A 17083-nucleotide genomic window follows, 5' to 3' on the forward strand; every position below is an offset into this window, starting at 1 on the left:
GACCGGATCACCCGACTCCAGCATGATGGTGAAGGGCACCAGGGCCTCGTTGATGTCTCCGCCGTGGAGATCGACATAGTAGTCCGCCCGGGAGATCACCTCGGTGAACACGGTGTGCGCCAGCCGTTCGCTGGCCGTTCCGGCCGGATCGCCGGGGAAGACGCGGTTGGGATTCTTGCCGTCCAGCGGACAGACGTAGATGTTGCGGCCGTGGAACGAGGGGACATCGACGATATGCACGATGATGACGGCGCCGCGGATCCCCGCGGGATCGAGCGAGGCGGCGGTCTGGATCGCCGCTTCGATCCCGGGATACTCGCCGCCGTGCACTCCCGCCGTCACGCTCAACACCGGCCCGGGCGCGGGCCCGCGGATCAGCGTGACGGGCATCCGGATCGGTGTTCCGGGTACGTCCAGAAACCCCGTCACTTTGGTCCCGGGCGCCGCCCGGAGTGGCCCCACCTCGAACGTCTCCATGTCGCCCCCCCGGGACGCCGGGCCCCGCCGTCCGCGCTGCCTACCCCCGCCCTACCCGCGTGCCCTCGCCCACCTGCGCGCGGAGCGCGTCAACGGTCATCGGCCGGAACTCCAACTCGAACACGCCGCCCAATGCGCGCGCGACGACAGGCTGAACCTCTCGTAGCGACACTGCGCGCCCGAGCACACGGGCCATGCTCGTGATTGGTTTCCCCAGCCCGCACGGGTTGATTACCGCGAAGTGCTCGAGATCGGGCGCCACGTTCAAGGCAAACCCGTGCATGGTGACCCTGCGTTTGACCGCCACGCCGATCGCCCCGATCTTTGCCTCGCCCACCCAGACCCCAGGATACCCGCGCACCCGCGTGGCCCCGATCCCGAACTCCTCGAGCGACCGGATGAGCGCGGCCTCAAGCAAGCGGACGTAGCGGACGACATCCTCGTCGAGCGCCCCCAGATCCAGGATCGGATACCCCACCAGCTGGCCTGGCCCATGATACGTGACATCTCCCCCGCGTTCGATCTCGAACACCTCAATCCCGCGCGAGGCGAGGAGCTCTCGGGGCATGAGGATGTTGGCGGCGCGGCCCCCCCGGCCGATTGTGATCACGGGCGGATGCTCGACGAGCAGAATGACATCATCGATCTGGGCGGCTTGGCGCGCGGCCACGAGCGCGCGCTGAAGCGCCCAGGCCTCTCCATACCGCATCCTCCCACAATCCACCAGATAGGCGGCGCGCGCCATGGCCGCTAGCGCTGTACGGGACGGGTTGACGCTGCCACCACGATCGCCCCCGCCGCGAGGACGGCGAGCTCGAGGACGGCATTGGCCGCGTGGAGGTGCCGGATGGACGCGTACCGCGAATCGTCAGATCCGCGCTTGACGAAGTCGAGGCCGCGGGCCAGGTGGGTCATGGTAGGCGCGAGATAGGCGCCCTGAACGGTCACGACGGCGAGCATGAACACGATCAGCCACACCGACCAGCGCGGGCTCGCCGCCACGATCGAGGCGGCGAGGGCGATCACTCCGAGGGCCCATTCGGCACGCGTCCACCGGGCGATCACGACCTGCCCGAGTCCCACGGCTTGGTTGCGGTCGATGACGCCGCTGCTGAATCGTAGCGGCGCCTCCACAAAGTCGAGCGTCACCATGCCGCCCACCCACACCGCCACGGCAAGGATTCTGATCACCGCCGCCGCGTGGGTCACGATCGGCGGCCGCGTGCGGGTCAAGCCTTGGGCGGGACGGCCGGCCTCGCCGGTCCCGTCGCTCCTTCGGCCGAACCGACGAGCGCGGACCGCCGCACGGGGGTGAAATAGCGCCACCCGACGATCGCGAGGTAGCTCAGGTAGAGGACAACTTGGAGAAGCGACGGCGCGCTGATGTACCCGAGCACCGCCTGCAGGAGGCTCCCCATCGTCGACGTCTCCGGGACAGCCGCGCCGGTGTTCCACATGTGCGGAACGAGCGGAGGCACGAGACCCGCCTCCTGGAGTTCGCCGATGCCGCGAACGAACAGGCCCGCGCCGACGAGCAGCAGCAAGAGGCCGGTGACGTTGAAGAACGTGCGGAGGTTGAGACGATAGCTCCCTCGGTAAATGAGCGCTCCCAGTAACACCGCGCAGACGAGCCCAAGGACGGCGCCGGCAAGGGCCGGAAGCGCGGCGGAGGCCCGCGCCGTGGCGAAGAGGAACAACGCTGTCTCGACACCCTCTCGGCCGACGGAGGCGACCGTCAGCACGACGAGCGCCCCGCTCGATCCTACCCTGAGCGCATCGCTCAATCGGGATTGCAGGTCGGTCCGCATGGTCGCGGCCTGGCGGCGCATCCAAAAGATCATGTACGTCAGCACCGCCACAGCCGTCAGCATAGCCAGCGCTTCAAACAACTGCTCTCCGCGCCCGCTAAACTCGCCGGCCGTGACCAGGATAATCCCGCCGGCCAGCGCGCTCACGCCGATCGCACCCGCGACCCCGGCCCAGATCGCGCCGAATTCCCGCCTGTGCCCGGTCCGCGCGAGATACGCCAGAATGATCCCCACGATGAGGGACATCTCCAGCCCCTCACGCAGCGTGATCACGAATGCGCTCAACACGTCAGCCCCCGGCCCCCCGGAACCATCATCGGCTTATTCTTAAGTCGATACGTCAAGAATCATCTCCAGACGTTAGGGTAGCCTAACCTCTGTAGGTTGTCAAGAACGCCGCGGCGCGAAACGGCGCGATTCGCGCGCGCGCCCTCTCTCAAGCGAATCCGACGCCGGTCGAGTTCCCAGGCCGGTTCAAGCAGGGACGCCTTCCGTGCCTAGTTAAGTCCTACCGGGAGCGACAATGACGACACATGACATCGCGAAGGTCGAGCGCACGGAGATGTACCTGAAGAGCGTCCTGGTGATCGGGCTCAACGGACATCGGGTCACCACCTCGCGTGTTGCAGACGCGATGGGGGTCTCCGCGCCATCGGCCTCCGAGATGCTCAAGCGGCTCGAGCACCTCGGCTACCTCGATTCGGGCCCCGAAGGCCTTCAGCTCACCGATGCCGGCGTGCGGACGGCGACACAGGTCGTCCGCCGGCTCCGCCTCGCCGAACGGCTTCTCACCGACATTTTGAAGATGGACCTGGAACGCGTCTACGACGAGGCGTGCAAGATGGAGCACGTCATCAGCCCGGAGGTCGAATCGCGGCTGGATGATGTGCTGAAGCGTCCGGAGACCTGTCCTCACGGACACGCCATCCCGAGGCCGGACGGGGTCCTTCCCCCTGAGGACACGCAGACGCTGGCGGCGCTCCGTGCGAGGATCCCCGCGCGGGTGACCGCGCTTCCAGAGGAGCGGACCGATTTGCTGAAAGCGGTGCTCGCCGCCGGGCTCTACCTGGGCGCGGAGGTGACGGTCGAGGCGACGGCGACCCCGCGGGGCCCGGTCATCGTCCGGCTTCACGACCGCCACCGGACGATTCCCAGAGAGGCGGCGGAACAGGTCCGGATCAGCCCTCGCTAACGCGGGGGCAGGGTGACGGCCGGCGCGCCGGCGGCCGACGGCGTCGCGGTAAAGTATGGGCGCGGCGCGAAGTGCGCGGCCGCGGCGACGAGCGAGTCGGGGAATTGCTGAACGAGCGTGTCGTACGTCCGCACGCGCTCGTTGTACCGGCGGCGCTCGACGGCGATCCGGTTCTCGGTTCCCGCAAGCTCATCCATCAACCTCGCGATGACTTCCGCGCTGCGCAGTTGCGGATAGGCCTCCACGACGCCGAGCAGGCGGCCCAGAGAGCGCTCAACATCGTTCGCCGCCCGCACGCGTCCGGGCGATCCCGGAGGGGCGGACAGGTACGCGGTTCGCGCGAGGGCGAGTTCCCGAAACACCACGCGCTCCTGCTGCAGCACGCCCTGCACCGCGGCGACGAGATTTGGAATCAGGTCCACGCGTCGCTGATACTGGGCTTCAACCTGAGCCCACTGCGCATCGACGGCGAGCCGTGACCGGACGAGCTCGTTGTAGGTAAGCGCGGACCAGCCGCCGACTACGAGGACGGCGGCCCCGAGCGCCGCGATCACGCCGGTGAGCCGCGTCATCGCCCGCCGGCCGGCGGCGCCGGATGGGGAGGGGCTTGGTGTGCGGATCGGATGAGGTCGGCGATGGCTTCGGCGCCTCGAATCAACCCTTCGCCGAACCGTCCCCCGCGAAACTGCGGCGCCATGACCTCGGCGATGACCCGCCTAGCGGCGTCCTGCGGCACCACCGCCTCCAACCCGTGACCCACCTCAATCCGGACCTGACGTCGATCCACCACGACGAGGATGAGGACCCCGTTGTTGCGCTCCCGCTTGCCGATCCCTACGTGATTGAAATACGTCGTGGCGAATTTCTCCGGATCGTCCACATGCGGCACCAGTAAGGCCGCGATCTCCGCCCCCGTCTCGCGCTCCAGCGTCTCGATGAGGTGGCGCAGACGCGCCTTCTCGTCGCGGCTCAAGAGCTGATGCACGCGTGTCGCCATCTACCAACCTCCAGAGGCGCCGCCGCCACCCGACCCGCCGCCGCCAAATCCGCCGAAGCCGCCGCCGCCGGAAAATCCCCCCGTCCCCCACCCACCGCCGCCGATCCACATCGGGCCGGGGATGTAGGTACTCCTCCCGCCGCCCAACGCCTTCTCACGGTATCCGCACTGCGAGCAGACCCACACCTGGATCGAGCGGCCGGCGCCAGTGGTCTCCTGGGTCAGTTGAAGTCGCGCGCCGCACCGAGGACACCGCCGGGTCCGGCCGCGCGACAGGACCAGCGTCAGACCCACGAAGGCCAGGAACAATAGGATGGGAAGCGCTCCGAAGCCCCCGGGGGACCGCGGGGTGATGGCGCGGGCAGGCCCGGACGGCGCGGCGCCCGGCGACGGCGCTCCACCGATCAACCGCATGATCTGCCCGACGGCCAGGTCGAGCCCCTCCCCGTAGCGGCCCGCGCGAAACGCCGGCGCGATCACGTCCCGAATGATCGCCCCGGCGTCGCTGTCGGTGATCTTGCCCTCTAATCCGTATCCGACCTCGATGCGGACCTGATGTTCTTTGACGCCGACCAGCAGCAGGACGCCGTTGTCTTTCCCCCGCTTCCCCACCTTCCAGGCTTCCTCCAACCGCACCGTAAACTCATTGATGGGGACGCCGCCCAAATCGGCAAAGATCGCCACGGCGATTTGGTTCCCGGTGGTCCGGTCGTACTCGGAGAGGCGCTGCTCGAGTGCGGCGCGCGCGGCCGGATCGAGAAGATGGGCGAAGTCGTTGACGTACCCGGTGGGCTTGGGGAAGATCGGAGCGCCCGACGCCGCCTGCGGACCAAGCGTTGCGCCCGCGATCCCGGCGACGACCAGCAGGACCGCGAGGACGATCCGTCCCCGCATGTTAGGGCTTCGCCGGGACCGTCAGGTTCACGCGCGGGGCCTGCTGGGCTCCTGGCTGCGCTTCGAAGTAGGGCCGGGGCCGAAACCCAAACGTCGGGGCAAGGAGGTTCGTCGGAAATGTCTGCACCATGGTGTCGTACGTTTGGACGGCCTGATTGTACCCCCGACGGGCGTAGGCAACCTGATTTTCGGTCGACGATAGCTCTCGCATCAATCCCTGGACGGTCTCGTTGCTGCGCAGCACCGGATAGTTCTCCACGACCACCAGGAGGCGCGCGATGGCACTCTCATATTGGTTCGCCGCGTTGATGCGCTCGGGCGCGCCGGGGCTCGTCCCCGCATAGTGGGCGCGCGCGTTGGCAAGCGCCTCGAACACCGCCCGCTCCTGGGTCAGGACCGCTTTCGTGGACTCTACCAGGTTGGGAATCAGGTCGAATCGCCGTTGGAGCTGCGTCTCCACCTCGGCCTGGGCGGCGTTCACCTGCTGGTTGACTTGCACGAGGCGGTTGTAGGTGCCGGCGAACGTCCCGTAGACCAACGCCGCCGCCACGACAACAATGACAATCGCGATCGTCGCGCCGCGCATCGATTCGAGGTGTCCGCGTTAGGAGGACGCGGCGCTCACAGGGTCCCCACGCCGGCGGGGTGCCCCTGCTCGTGGCTCTCCTGCGCCAGTTTCTGCTTGAGCAGCGTCAAGGCCCGGTCGAACTGCGTGTCGTGCCCCAGGTTGAGCGCGGGCGTCTCGAGCGGTTGCTGTTCGTCGGGGATCACGCCCCGCCCTTCGAGGCGCACCCCCTTGCCGCTCACCAGACGCGCCACGGTCACGGCGAGTCCGGCGTCCTCAGGCAGGTCGACCGTGATCCCGATCTCGACCGCGCCGGCCGTCTTGACCCCCGCGATCACCGCGCGGTTCGCCTCCTGCAGCGCCGCTGCCAATAACTCGGATGCCGACGCGCTTCCTTCATCGACCAGGGTCACGATCGGGATGGTCGCGGGGAGGATCGGCGGCTGCAGCGTTTCCAGCACCACCGTCTTGCCGTTGCGGCTGGTCATCTGGAGAATCGGCGAACTCTGCGGGAGGAGTGCTGCGGAGATGTCCCGGAGCTCATCCACGAGCCCACCCGGGTTCCCCCGCAGGTCGAGGACGAGCGCCCGCAGTCCGGTGCGGCGTAGCGAGAACAGGGCGTCGCGCAGGGCGTTCCCGACGCCGGGAACGAACTCGTAGATCCTGACGTATCCGATCCCCCCATCCAGCATCTGGCTGGTCAGCCCTGGGATCTTGATCGGCCGGCGGACGACCGAAAACTCAAGAGGGCCGGCCGCGTTTGGCCGCTCGATCTTCACGACGACCGTCGTCCCGGACTGCCCCCGGATCGACCCGCTGACTTCCTCAGATGATTTGCCGGACGTGACGCCGCCGTTGACCTCCATGATGCGGTCGAGGGCATGCAACCCCGCGGCGGCGGCGGGAGAGTTGGGAAACACCTCACGGATGTAGTACTGTCCATCGCGCTGCAGGAGCACGATCCCGATGCCGGTGAACGCCGCCTCGCCATTTTCTTTCCGCTTTTCCTCCTGGTAGGCCGAGGGCGGGATGAATCCCGTATGCGAGTCGTGGAGGCTTTCCAGCATCCCCGCGGTGGCGGAATACGCCAGGTCGGTGGGAGAATACCGTTCCCGAACCTTGCTCAAGATCTCGTCAAACCGCTGGGAGAACAGCACGCCGGCGCGCCGGTCGTCCACCCCGGGAGGAATCGGCCCATCGAACGGCGTGACGCCGGTGCGCTGGGACAGCGTGGCCAGCGCCGCATTCAGCATCGCCACCGCGGAGAGATGATCGACATAATTCTCCTGCAGCGTCTCGAGCGTGGTGACGACAAATGAGGCGTCGGCGGCCTCCGCCTTCGGCAGGGAGGGCGCGGCCAGCGCCACGACCAGCAGGACGGCGAGGACGGCAGATGCGAAACGATTCCGATTCATCGCTGTGTCTTGTCCTTCCGGGTCTGGGAGACCCTGTTATGCGAGACCCTCAATGTGTGTATTCAATACTCATAACATCCAACGCAGGGGACCATGGGTCTCTTCCATCTTTTCTAATGCCCCGTTCTTGACCGCCTCAGCCCCTCCCCGAGTTTCTTCGTCGGCCGTCCCGTCCGCGCCTCCCTCAGATCGCCCCGCTGAGGATCGGGACGGTTGTCGGACCGTCAGACGATCCCTGCGGTCCGTGCTCGACCGAGATCGCCACCGCCTGGTAGCGGCGGAAGTCGGCGTTGACCGGGATCACAATCGGTTGACCTGGAATCGGGCGGAACACCCCCGCGCTCTGCGGCTCTTGGCCCGCCACCAGCCACAACTGGTAGACAAAGCTGGCGCCGGGATCGCGCAGGTCGCTGACCACGAGTGCCCCTTGCCCCGTCGCTCGATCGTACACGAAGCGCACGTTCGCCTGCGTGGATCCACGAAGGGTCGCCGTGCGGGATGTGGGACTGGCGAGCACAACCAGGACGCGCTCCTGCGCCGCGAGGCGCGCGGAGAGGGCTCCCATGTGCGCGGCCAGCGTCCGGATGCGCTGAAACTGCACGAGCGTGATCCCACCGAGGATGAGGATCAACGCCGCGGCCACAGCCAGCCCAGCCCTCCAGAGGCCCGACGGGACGACGGCCGGGCGCCGGGGCCGCGTCACGGCGAGGGCGCGCTCCCGCAGTGCCGCCGGAGGCTCGATGGGAGCGACTCCGGCGGCGAGCTCCGCGGCCACGGCCTGGAGGCTGCTCAGCTCGTCTCGACATTCCCCGCACCCCGGCAGATGCGCCTCTACCGCGTGCGCCTCCTCGGGCTCGAGCGCATCGAGCGCGTAGGCCGGGATCAGATCGCGCAGTTCCTCGTGCGTCACTCTGTGACCTCCGCGGCCACTTTGAGGTGCCCTCTGAGCCGGCGCAGGCCATCGCGCATCCGGGTCTTCACCGTGCCGAGCGGGATCCCAAGCCGTCGGGCGATCTGCTGTTGTGTGTACCCACCGTAATACGCCAGTACGACGACCGTGCGCTGGGCCTCCGCTAGGCTCGCCAACGCCGCCCGCACCTCGGCCCCTTGCACCCGCTCGAGCGCCTGCCCGACCACGTCGGCGTCGTCGACATGAGACTCGGAGAGGGGTTCGACGGCCCGCAGGCGCTGCCGCCGCACCGCATCGACGCTCTTGTGATGGGCCATGGCGAGGATCCACGTGCGTGCGTTCCCCCGGCCCGGCATGAACGTCCCGGCCGTCCGCCAGATCGCCTCGAACACTTCTTGGGTGACCTCCTGGGCGGCCTGGGGATCCCCGAGCATCTTCCACGCCAACGAATAGACAAACCGGCTGTACCGATCGTATACGGCCGCAAATGACTCGACGTCGCCGGCGGCAACTCGCTCCAGGAGGCGGTCGTCACCCATCGATGCTCCGACGCTCATGATCCGCGCCGCTTTTTCGATTCCGCCAAGAAGCGCTCCTGTGGCCAGCATGTACCATCTCCCCAACCAGCCCTTCGCATGGGGAGACCAAACAGATGGGTCCGGGGCATCATGCGGGCCGGACCTTGAGGCCCATCCCCGCGACGGCGGCCAGCCGGGAGGCGGCACTCCCGCGGTTGACGGCCACTTCCACCACCCCGTCGCTTCCGACGAGCACAGCGGCCTGACCGGGTTGGACGTCGGCGAACGTTCTGGCGATCGCCGCCGGAAGGCCGGCCGAAGGGGTCTCGACGATCACGCCGCTTCCCCGCAGCATCCCCCCCAGAAGATCGCCGGGAATGCTGGTCACGAGGTTTCCAAACCGATCGATCCACAATATTTCCCCGATGAGCGTGGCGCCGTCGCGGCGCCCTGGGGAAAACGTCAGATCAACAAACGAGTCGGCCAGCACTCCCACGGCGGCAACAGCCGTGCCCGAAACCAGATGGGCCGCAGCGGGCGCAAACACATCCCGCCCGTGAAACGTGGCCGATACGGGTTGCCGCCACACCCCGGCATCGTTCAGCCGGTAGACGGCGGGGCTTCCCAGCCGGCGGGCGGCCGGAAGGAGCACCCCATTGTCTGGGCCCACGAATACCTGCCCCCCCGAGACGATGGCGAGGGCCGCGCGCGCGGTGCCGACGCCGGGATCGATCACCGCGCAGTGCACGGTGCCGGGGGCACAGGCGGCCACGACCGACCAGAGCAGGTACGCGCCCTCACGAATCCCGCCCGGAGGCACGTCGTGCGAGATGTCCAGCAAGAAGGCGTCGCAGCGCGCCGCGGCCGCGGCCTTCATCGCGGCGGGGTACGGAGAGCCGCGCCCGAAGTCCGACAGGAACGTGAGAAGGCGCACCCTATCCCGGGCGTGAATCGCAAAAGTCCATGATCGTCTCCGCGAGAATCCCCGCGCAGATCGCCACCGACGGCAGGTCCACGTATTCTTCCTCGGCGTGCCACCCCCCGCCCGCAGGACCGAAGATCACCGTCGGTATCCCCGCCTCGGCGAGCAGGGCCGCATCGAACCAGGGACTCATCCCGATATATTCGGGACTGTTCCCCGTGCGGCGCACGGCGGCGGCATCCAGAGCGCGGACGATGTCTGCGCCCCGATCCACCTCAAGCCCGGGGCGGCCGAGAGTGATCTCAACCGACGCCCGAAGCGCTGGGTCGATCTCGCGGACGCCGGTCAGTACGGCTTCCAGTTCCGCCCGCACATCATCGATGGTCTCGTCCGGCAGGGTTCGCCGCTCCACGACGAGCGTGCACGAGGGCGGGTACGTGCTCGGTCCTTCTCCGCCGGAGATAACCGAGGCGTGGATGGACGGCCGGCCGAGGAGCGGGTGCGATCGGCGGGCCAGGACTTCACGGTCCATCACATCGATGACGTGAAGCACGCGGCCCATGCCGACGATCGCATCGATCCCCGCACCGTAGTCGCTGCCGTGCGCCGCGCGGCCTTCGGTGCGAATCGTCGCCCAGACGAACCCCTTGTGCGCCACGCAGATCCTGAGGCCCGTCGGCTCGGTCACGATCGCCGCGTCCGCCCGGTAGGTCTGCGCGACGGCCGCGGTCCCGATGCTGGCGTCCTCCTCGTCGACGGCGAACGTGAGGAGGACATCTCCGCGAGGGCGGCCCCCGGCGGCCGTGACCGCCGCGACCGCGCCCACCATCGCGGCGAGCCCGGCTTTCATATCCGAGGCGCCGCGCCCGTAGAGACGATCGCCACGGAGCGCGGGCACAAACGGCGCCGTCATCCCCGCGGCTCCCACGGTATCGGTGTGCCCGTTCAGGAGCAGGCTGCGGCCGCGCGCCGGGTCGGAGCCTCGGAGCACGGCGACGACGTTCGGCCGGCCCGGGGCGACCTCGTGGACAGACACGGTCATCCCCAACCGCTCGCACTCGGCGGCGAGGCAGCGCCCGATCTCGGCCTCCCCCGCTCCCCCCGGGACGAGCACCGGATTGACCGACGGAATCCCGACCAACGTGCTTAGCAGACCCGTGATGGCGCCCTCGTCGACAAGGATCGGCGGCCGGCCGGTCATGGGATCACCGCTGGCACGAGGGGCAGTAGAACGTGGGGCGGCCGCCAAGGCGGCCATCCCGGATCGTGCCCCCGCACGTCCGGCACGGCTGGCCGGCTCGTCCGTACACCATCAGGCGGTACCGGCCGCGGCGTCCAAACGCATCTTCGAAGCCCGGCTCACCTCCCGCGCGAATCGCCTGGCTCAGGACCTGCCGTGTTTTTCGATAGAGCGTGCGGAGGTCTCCCTCGCTGAGCGTCCTAGTCTCCCGCATCGGCCTGAGGCGCGCGGCGAACAGGATCTCGTGCACCCACAAGTTCCCGATCCCCGCGATGCGGGCCTGATCGGTCAGCGCGTTCCGGATGGTTCCACGCGGCCGCAGGGCCCCTCGGAACACCGCGAGCGTAGTCCTCGTTCCCAGAGGGTCGATCGCCTTCGCCTCGCCGTCGGCATCGGCGCGAACGAGATGAAACTGGCTGAGTTGGAGATCCCGAAATTCGAGGCGCGTTCTATCACGAAACTCGAGCATCAGGCTCGTGCCCTCTCCCGGACGGGCGGCTTTGGAATGAAAGCGGATCACACCCCACAGCATATAATGGAACACGAGCACGCGGCCGTCGAGGGACATCCGCAGCGTCTTGCCCTGACGACGGACACCGGTGATCCGCGTCCCCCGCAGCGCCCGGGCAAACTGGGCGGGTGCATGTGAACGTACCGCGACCGGGCGCAGCACCGACACCCGCGCAATCGTCCTTCCCACGATGGCCCGGGTGAGGCTGCGGCGCGCCGTCTCGACCTCGGGCAGCTCAGGCACCGCGGACGGCCTCTTCGGCGAGCCCGAGGACCTCCGCGACGGCGCCTCCGGGCGCCACCGCCCCTTGTGCAAACTCCGGGGTGCCGCCGCCGCGTCCACCCGCCGAGCGGCAAATGTGATCGAGTACCGCGGCCATGCTGGGTCCGTCCCCCTGCGATCGCGCGAAGTACAAACGGCCTGTCGCCTCGTCCCCGGCCAGGACGACGCACGCCTCGCGGCCGGTGATCTCCCGCAACAACTGCCGGATCTCATTGGGGTCTCGATGGGACACGGCAACCCGCAGGATCTTTCGGCCCGCCGCCGCGGGAACCGCCGCCAGCCGTTCCGCGGCTTCATACATCAACAAGCGCGTTCGTGCTTCCGAAAGGGCCCGCTCGCGATCGCGCGCCTCCCGGGTCAGCCGATCCAGCGCCGGTCCCAGTTCGCGGTCGCCAACCGTGAGCCGTCCGCTCCACTCGTTGACGAGCGCGTGCTTCCAGCGGTAGTCCTCAAGCGCCCGCCAACCGGCGAGGAACTCGACGCGAATCTGGCCCTTGGTCCGGTCCCAGCGGCGCAGGACGAGCGGCCCGATCTCCGCGGTGCTGCGGACGTGCGTGCCGCCGCACGCCGACCGGTCGCAGTCGGCCACCTCGACCACGCGAATCATCCCCACCCGGCGGGGAGGACGGCGAAGCCCCAAGTGGGCGGCTTCGTCGTCGGAGACCAACCGAACGGTCACCGGCCGGTTGTCGAACACGACCCGATTGGCCTCGTCCTCCACGCGTCGCGCATCCTCGGGACTGAGCGCGGCGATCGCGAGGTCGAGCGTCGAGGATCCGCCGAGGTGCACCGAGACCGTCTCCGCCCCCAACACCTGGGAGAACACCGCCGAGAGCACGTGTTGCCCCGTGTGCTGCTGCATGTGGTCGAACCGGCGCTCCCAATCCACGGTGCCTTCGACTTCGACCCCCGGGACGATCGGCACGGTTGCGGGGGCGCCGCCTACGACGTGGACGACCGAGTCTCCGGCGTCGACCACGTCGACCACCGGCACCCCTCCGAGGGTCCCGGTGTCGTGCGGTTGTCCTCCGGAGGTGGGATAGAATGCCGTCCGGTCCACCACCACTCCCTGCGAGGTGACCGCCACGATGCGGGCGGTGAAGGTACGCAGGTAGGCGTCGGTATAATAGAGCCGCTCGGTCGGATCCGTCCGGAACGCGTCCACGACTTCTATGCTACAATAAATTCGTGGTGGACCTCATCATCCTGGTGGATCGGATCTTCCAGCTCCTCACTATTCTGGTGGTGATCAGGGTCCTGCTCTCCTGGGTCCCCTCGGTTGATTACGGGCATCCGTTGATCAGCCTGATCGTCCGGATCACCGACCCGATCCTGAAGCCGGTCCAGCGGCTCCTCCCGCCGATGGGCGGCCTCGATCTGTCGCCGATCATCGCCATCCTGCTGCTCAACCTCGTCGGCCAGCTGCTGCACCAACTCCTCGTCTCGCTGCTCTACGCCGGGTAGACACGCGTCATCGAGTCCGCGCTCGCCCCATCCCGGAGCATCGGGGCCGGAGCGACTCACATGCCGATGGCGATCTGACCGCGGATCTCACCGTCCTTGTACTTTGTCGTATGCACGTTCACGTACGTGTCGCCCGTCATGATGGCCGTGATCAACCCGGGGAGGTCGCCGCGTTTGATGTTTCCCCCCGCGACGACGCTTGCGGCGGTGATGGTCCCGGTGACCGTCCCGCCGGCGGCGGGGCACGACGACCGCCCCCCGCCGCCGCAGAAGAAGACCACGACGGGGCCGTTTGTGCCGCGGGAGCCGACGTGAATGTGCGCGGCCGTCACGGGGCTGCTGAGTCCCGAGAACGTCAACCGGTAAGAGATCGACTTGTTGCCGGCTGCGATGGTGCCCTGGAACTGCCCCGTCCCCGGTGTCTGTACTGCGGGCACTTGCTGGGACCCGCTGAGCTGCGTGCTCATCTTCATCGGCATCGCGGCCCCGTCGGCGCCCAAGAGGCTCATGGCACTCACGAGCGCGCATACCGTTGCGGCGGACACGAACGAACCGACCCTGCGCCTCATGTTTCCCCCCTTCTTCGCCCGCGCTGCGGGCGTTCGGGATGGCATGAGAACATCTTCGCCTTACCGGCCCGCTCGTTCCGATTCACGGGGTGGTGAATTGCTTCACAGCGCTCTTCGTCCCATCGTCCGTGCCATTGGCTTCCATCGAGCCGACCGTGTAGTAGTAGGTTGTCCGCGGCTGAAGGTCGTCCAAGCGAACGCGGAACATTGTGGCGGAATGGTCCGGGTCGAGCCTGATGGGAGATTTCGCAGTCTGCCTCAGGTTCTTCGGATCCGTACCATAGTATACGATGCCGTAATGCACGGGCGAGCCCCCAGGAGTGTCGGTTGTCCACCTGATCACAGTCAGGTGCTCCCTAGCCAATTCGAGGTCTGGCCCTTGGGTGATCCGGATGCTCGCGGCTTTTTGAGTCGTCGGACTTCCCTGAGCAGGTATTGGATTCGAGGAGGGCACCCCGCCGGCCGCAGCCCGGATAGGCGGATTGGGGAGAGGCGGGACGCCGCAGATACCCGATGCGCAGGGCGGAAGTGGCGGAGTTGGGATCAGGATCTCATTCCCCTGCCGCGACGGCGAACAATTGGGGTTCGTGGCCGGGTCGCAGATCATGCACACACCCGTAAACTTGTCGCGGTCGGGGTACGGTCTTGTGAATCCGTCCGTGAGTGCCTGCAGGAAGGCAACGATCTGGTTCTCCTCCTGATCCGTCAATCCGAGATTGCCGGTCGTCGTGTCAATATTGTTTTTGACCTCGGGCATCGGCCAACAGGTCACTCGCTCGATGGTTCCCGGCGGGCAGTGTCCGGAAGTGACATTGTACGCATACTTGTCGCGCGTATTGTAGAAATGGACGAGTTGCTTCAGGCTCTTGATGTAGCCGTTGTGAAAGAACCCCTTCTGAAAGTACGGTCTTGAGCCGGCCTCGGTGGTCGGACACTGTGTGGGTGTCATGGCCACGTTGCGCGCCGTAGACACCTGCATCTGGCCGTCGACACTTGGTGCAAATTGGATCCAATTCGAATTCGGGTTGGGCGCGGAGCCGAACCCGCTTCTGAGGAACGTGCCCATTCCCAAATCTCTGTAACCGAAGCCGTAGGGATTCCCCGTAAACCCAAAGGCATCCGGCGTGGTCTGATAATAGATCGCATCCCTCGGGTTGAGGGGCAGCCCTTCATTGGCCGAGCCGAAACAGGTGAACTTCGGCACCACAGATGCAACCTTGCTGTTATCGGTAAGAGACGCAGGCAGCGTGGTCCCTCGTCCGTTGAGGTGGCACGAATTGCAGTTGGCTTTGCCATTGAAAAGAGCGAGGCCGGCCATCTCGTCTGCCGTCAACTTGTACGTGCCCTTCAGATAGGCGTCGAATTTCGACGAGAAGGCGTCGACATCCGGTGAGGCTTCATATTGGTCAAGGGATTCCCCCCAGCGATCATACACAGTGTTGGCTTTGGTGCGGTCCCCCGGACTGAGGTGCAATGGCGTGGCGGTCGGAAAATTCCCTCCAGGAGTGGAGCAGATCCTCTCCGTATCTTGTGGAAACGGGATGTCCAATGAGCCGGCGCCCCACACCAGCTCAAAGAGAGGTCTGTACACAGATGTGGAAAGCCGGAACGCCACGCAAGCGGTGTCAGGTAACATGTGTTCTTGCGTATCGACGGGGGGATGCTGGGCCTGCTCGGCGTCGGGACTCCCCAGCCTCTGTCCGGTCGCGCGTGAATCCCAGAAATTTCCGCCAAAGAACAGGCCCTGGGTCTCATTGTAGTTGAGCACAGGGAAAAAGGGCGCATACGTATATCTCTGCGGTGTCCGCTTGCCGGCCCTAAACTCAAAGGACCCGGGATACGCGATCATCGTAAGATTGACCGACGGGATCGGTCCGCTAAAGGCGGTATACGGCATGTGGCAGAAGGCACAGGCCCTATCCCGGAAGGGGGAAATGTTCTCGTCGAAATTCATGAGTTTACCGAGCAATTGATTTGCCCGCATTCCCGTGCCCTGAAGTGTTGGCGGGTTACCTGCGCCCTGGGTATTGCTCAGAACCGGAGGGGGCAATGCGCGCCACTGGGCAAGCGCTTCGTCTTCGATGGAAGCCACTTCACGCCGTACCCTCGCTACCTCGGAAACTAAATTCGATGGCAAGATACCAGAGGGATACGGATTGTAAAGAGGCACCGTTTTGCTTTTCTCGACGGGGCGGGAAAATAGAAGCACGGCTGCAACTACAACTGCCGTGAAAATGAGCAGCGTGCCAACTAACGTGATTCGTTTCATCGCTGTCGTAGGGAGAACGAAACGACGTGTCCCACTACTCAGCTTGTTCTAAATACGGCATAAGGGTACTGGCGGGTTACTGGAAAGTCAAGGGAAAATCCCAGGAGCATCGTGGCCGGGGAGCGCTGCGAGATTCCCGCGCTGCCCGGCCACCGCTCCACATTATCGGTGCCCTTAGATACCGCCGCTGATAATTGACCAGTTGGCGCCGTCAAACTTCACAACCGTCCCCACGTCCACGCGATCATACAAATCGAGTGGAACCTGGTAGGGCTTGCCGTTCACCGCGATTTCGTAGGTATCTCTGAAGGACGTGAACTTCTGAGTCACCTCTCCTTGAACGGTCGGTCCTAGAGTGATGGTCCCCTGATTGTCGACCTGAGCCGAGGCACGCGGAATCGAGACGAAGGGTGCAAGCCCTCCCAGCATACCAGCCACCATCAGCGCTGCAATGATCCGTCGCATTGTCTATCCTCCTTTCTCTCCGATTAGTGTCAGGTCTACATTGCCAGATCCGGCGGACGTCAGCATCGTCCGGAAGGGCAGATTAGACAGCTGATTCAGATTCTGCCCAATTGGGCACGCCAATTGCCCGTTCGAACGATGTGGGCTCCCGCCTGATCCAGCAATCTGAGTCTCGACCAGAGTTGCTTGAGCAAAGGAGGAACCGTGTCATGGGGCACGTGGCTGCGATGCTTCGGTCTGTGCAAACGATCGCATCCCGAGCGATGAGTCGAGGTGTTACCCCGGCACGCTTGGGCGTAAGCGCATTCATCGGGATCACAACCCTGATCTTCATGCAATCCTTGGGTTGGGGGCAAAAACCCTCCGGCCCGGTTGCTCTACCGAGTCTGCCTGAGGTCCGTGGACAATACGGTGCCGTCGATGTGACGCTCCGCGCCGTCACCGCGGCGGATGGACGCGACCAATACGAATACCACGGACGGACGGTTCCGCCGGTGATCCGCGTCGCGCCCGGCGACCGGATGAACGTCACCCTGATCAACGCGATGTCGGCGCACTCGAACGAGACGGTGACCGCATCGTGCT

The 17083-nt window shown here is 66.2% G+C and carries 21 protein-coding genes; 3 read left to right on the forward strand and 18 right to left on the reverse strand.

The genetic code is table 11. The features are described from left to right. From VFP86_15280 to efeU, 4 genes are all read right to left on the reverse strand, one after another. The coding region (locus VFP86_15280) for a succinylglutamate desuccinylase/aspartoacylase family protein (GenBank protein HET9001000.1) at positions 1 to 477 on the reverse strand (477 nt) is incomplete at its 3' end. Between the two features lie 40 nt (positions 478 to 517). Then, complete coding sequence (gene lipB / locus VFP86_15285; protein ID HET9001001.1) at positions 518 to 1222, reverse strand: lipoyl(octanoyl) transferase LipB; 705 nt, start codon at positions 1220 to 1222, stop codon at positions 518 to 520. Positions 1223 to 1227: 5 nt separating this feature from the next. Next, a complete protein-coding gene (locus VFP86_15290) occupies positions 1228 to 1686 on the reverse strand; it encodes a DUF4149 domain-containing protein (protein HET9001002.1) in 459 nt (152 codons plus the stop codon). A gap of 20 nt (positions 1687 to 1706) precedes the next feature. Next, positions 1707 to 2570, reverse strand: a complete 864-nt coding sequence (gene efeU / locus VFP86_15295) for an iron uptake transporter permease EfeU (GenBank protein HET9001003.1) — start codon at positions 2568 to 2570, stop codon at positions 1707 to 1709. A 238-nt stretch (positions 2571 to 2808) separates the two neighbouring features. On the opposite strand from efeU, the gene VFP86_15300 reads away from it, so the two are divergent. Next, positions 2809 to 3477, forward strand: a complete 669-nt coding sequence (locus VFP86_15300) for a metal-dependent transcriptional regulator (protein ID HET9001004.1) — start codon at positions 2809 to 2811, stop codon at positions 3475 to 3477. Here VFP86_15300 and VFP86_15305 read toward each other — a convergent pair. From VFP86_15305 to VFP86_15355, 11 genes are all read right to left on the reverse strand, one after another. Then, positions 3474 to 4049 (reverse strand): LemA family protein, encoded by a 576-nt coding sequence (locus tag VFP86_15305; protein HET9001005.1) that lies wholly within the window; start codon positions 4047 to 4049, stop codon positions 3474 to 3476. The two genes, VFP86_15300 and VFP86_15305, sit on opposite strands and share 4 nt — an antisense overlap. After that, complete coding sequence (locus VFP86_15310; protein ID HET9001006.1) at positions 4046 to 4474, reverse strand: TPM domain-containing protein; 429 nt, start codon at positions 4472 to 4474, stop codon at positions 4046 to 4048. Before VFP86_15310 ends, VFP86_15305 begins: the two co-directional genes overlap by 4 nt. After that, positions 4475 to 5368: a TPM domain-containing protein gene (locus VFP86_15315; GenBank protein HET9001007.1), complete on the reverse strand. Its 894-nt coding sequence runs from the start codon at positions 5366 to 5368 to the stop codon at positions 4475 to 4477. A gap of 1 nt (position 5369) precedes the next feature. Continuing rightward, positions 5370 to 5954 carry a LemA family protein gene (locus tag VFP86_15320; protein HET9001008.1) on the reverse strand — a complete coding sequence of 195 codons (585 nt, stop codon included), beginning with the start codon at positions 5952 to 5954 and terminating at the stop codon, positions 5370 to 5372. A gap of 35 nt (positions 5955 to 5989) precedes the next feature. Beyond that, complete coding sequence (locus VFP86_15325) at positions 5990 to 7348, reverse strand: S41 family peptidase (protein HET9001009.1); 1359 nt, start codon at positions 7346 to 7348, stop codon at positions 5990 to 5992. A gap of 184 nt (positions 7349 to 7532) precedes the next feature. Then, positions 7533 to 8258, reverse strand: a complete 726-nt coding sequence (locus tag VFP86_15330; protein HET9001010.1) for an anti-sigma factor — start codon at positions 8256 to 8258, stop codon at positions 7533 to 7535. Then, entirely contained in the window at positions 8255 to 8866 is a 612-nt protein-coding gene (locus tag VFP86_15335; GenBank protein HET9001011.1) for a sigma-70 family RNA polymerase sigma factor, read from the reverse strand. Before VFP86_15335 ends, VFP86_15330 begins: the two co-directional genes overlap by 4 nt. A 58-nt stretch (positions 8867 to 8924) precedes the next feature. Continuing rightward, positions 8925 to 9710, reverse strand: a complete 786-nt coding sequence (locus VFP86_15340) for an SAM-dependent chlorinase/fluorinase (GenBank protein HET9001012.1) — start codon at positions 9708 to 9710, stop codon at positions 8925 to 8927. A gap of 1 nt (position 9711) precedes the next feature. Further along, positions 9712 to 10899 (reverse strand): ArgE/DapE family deacylase, encoded by a 1188-nt coding sequence (locus VFP86_15345; protein HET9001013.1) that lies wholly within the window; start codon positions 10897 to 10899, stop codon positions 9712 to 9714. Positions 10900 to 10903: 4 nt separating this feature from the next. Then, positions 10904 to 11692: a DNA-formamidopyrimidine glycosylase family protein gene (locus VFP86_15350; protein HET9001014.1), complete on the reverse strand. Its 789-nt coding sequence runs from the start codon at positions 11690 to 11692 to the stop codon at positions 10904 to 10906. Next, on the reverse strand, positions 11685 to 12896 hold the full coding sequence (locus VFP86_15355) for a DHHA1 domain-containing protein (GenBank protein ID HET9001015.1): 1212 nt from the start codon (positions 12894 to 12896) through the stop codon (positions 11685 to 11687). The genes VFP86_15350 and VFP86_15355 overlap by 8 nt, the downstream gene beginning before the upstream one ends. 26 nt (positions 12897 to 12922) lie before the next feature. Between VFP86_15355 and VFP86_15360 the strand changes: the two genes are divergently transcribed. Continuing rightward, a complete protein-coding gene (locus tag VFP86_15360; protein ID HET9001016.1) occupies positions 12923 to 13195 on the forward strand; it encodes a YggT family protein in 273 nt (90 codons plus the stop codon). Positions 13196 to 13251: 56 nt separating this feature from the next. Here the strand turns inward: VFP86_15360 and VFP86_15365 are convergent, their stop codons facing one another. The 3 genes from VFP86_15365 to VFP86_15375 all read right to left on the reverse strand — a co-directional run bounded on the left by VFP86_15365 (position 13252) and on the right by VFP86_15375 (position 16498). Continuing rightward, on the reverse strand, positions 13252 to 13764 hold the full coding sequence (locus VFP86_15365; GenBank protein ID HET9001017.1) for a CHRD domain-containing protein: 513 nt from the start codon (positions 13762 to 13764) through the stop codon (positions 13252 to 13254). Between the two features lie 82 nt (positions 13765 to 13846). After that, complete coding sequence (locus VFP86_15370; GenBank protein HET9001018.1) at positions 13847 to 16033, reverse strand: cytochrome c peroxidase; 2187 nt, start codon at positions 16031 to 16033, stop codon at positions 13847 to 13849. Between the two features lie 174 nt (positions 16034 to 16207). Continuing rightward, the gene (locus tag VFP86_15375) at positions 16208 to 16498 is read right to left on the reverse strand and encodes a hypothetical protein (GenBank protein HET9001019.1); all 291 of its coding nucleotides are present in this window, start codon (positions 16496 to 16498) and stop codon (positions 16208 to 16210) included. A gap of 209 nt (positions 16499 to 16707) precedes the next feature. Between VFP86_15375 and VFP86_15380 the strand changes: the two genes are divergently transcribed. Then, positions 16708 to 17083, forward strand: a 376-nt coding sequence (locus VFP86_15380; GenBank protein HET9001020.1) for a hypothetical protein, incomplete at its 3' end; no start/stop codon positions are given.

This window comes from bacterium, from assembly GCA_035703895.1.
Taxonomy (GTDB): domain Bacteria; phylum Sysuimicrobiota; class Sysuimicrobiia; order Sysuimicrobiales; family Segetimicrobiaceae; genus Segetimicrobium.

Coding starts and splice junctions, on each gene's coding strand:
- VFP86_15365 (HET9001017.1), bottom strand. CDS start 13,764: ATGAGGCGCAGGGTCGGTTCGTTCGTGTCCGCCGCAACGGTATGCGCG.
- lipB (HET9001001.1), bottom strand. CDS start 1,222: ATGGCGCGCGCCGCCTATCTGGTGGATTGTGGGAGGATGCGGTATGGA.
- VFP86_15375 (HET9001019.1), bottom strand. CDS start 16,498: ATGCGACGGATCATTGCAGCGCTGATGGTGGCTGGTATGCTGGGAGGG.
- VFP86_15370 (HET9001018.1), bottom strand. CDS start 16,033: ATGAAACGAATCACGTTAGTTGGCACGCTGCTCATTTTCACGGCAGTT.
- VFP86_15300 (HET9001004.1), top strand. CDS start 2,809: ATGACGACACATGACATCGCGAAGGTCGAGCGCACGGAGATGTACCTG.
- VFP86_15315 (HET9001007.1), bottom strand. CDS start 5,368: ATGCGGGGACGGATCGTCCTCGCGGTCCTGCTGGTCGTCGCCGGGATC.
- VFP86_15345 (HET9001013.1), bottom strand. CDS start 10,899: ATGACCGGCCGGCCGCCGATCCTTGTCGACGAGGGCGCCATCACGGGT.
- VFP86_15320 (HET9001008.1), bottom strand. CDS start 5,954: ATGCGCGGCGCGACGATCGCGATTGTCATTGTTGTCGTGGCGGCGGCG.
- VFP86_15305 (HET9001005.1), bottom strand. CDS start 4,049: ATGACGCGGCTCACCGGCGTGATCGCGGCGCTCGGGGCCGCCGTCCTC.
- VFP86_15310 (HET9001006.1), bottom strand. CDS start 4,474: ATGGCGACACGCGTGCATCAGCTCTTGAGCCGCGACGAGAAGGCGCGT.
- VFP86_15335 (HET9001011.1), bottom strand. CDS start 8,866: ATGCTGGCCACAGGAGCGCTTCTTGGCGGAATCGAAAAAGCGGCGCGG.
- VFP86_15325 (HET9001009.1), bottom strand. CDS start 7,348: ATGAATCGGAATCGTTTCGCATCTGCCGTCCTCGCCGTCCTGCTGGTC.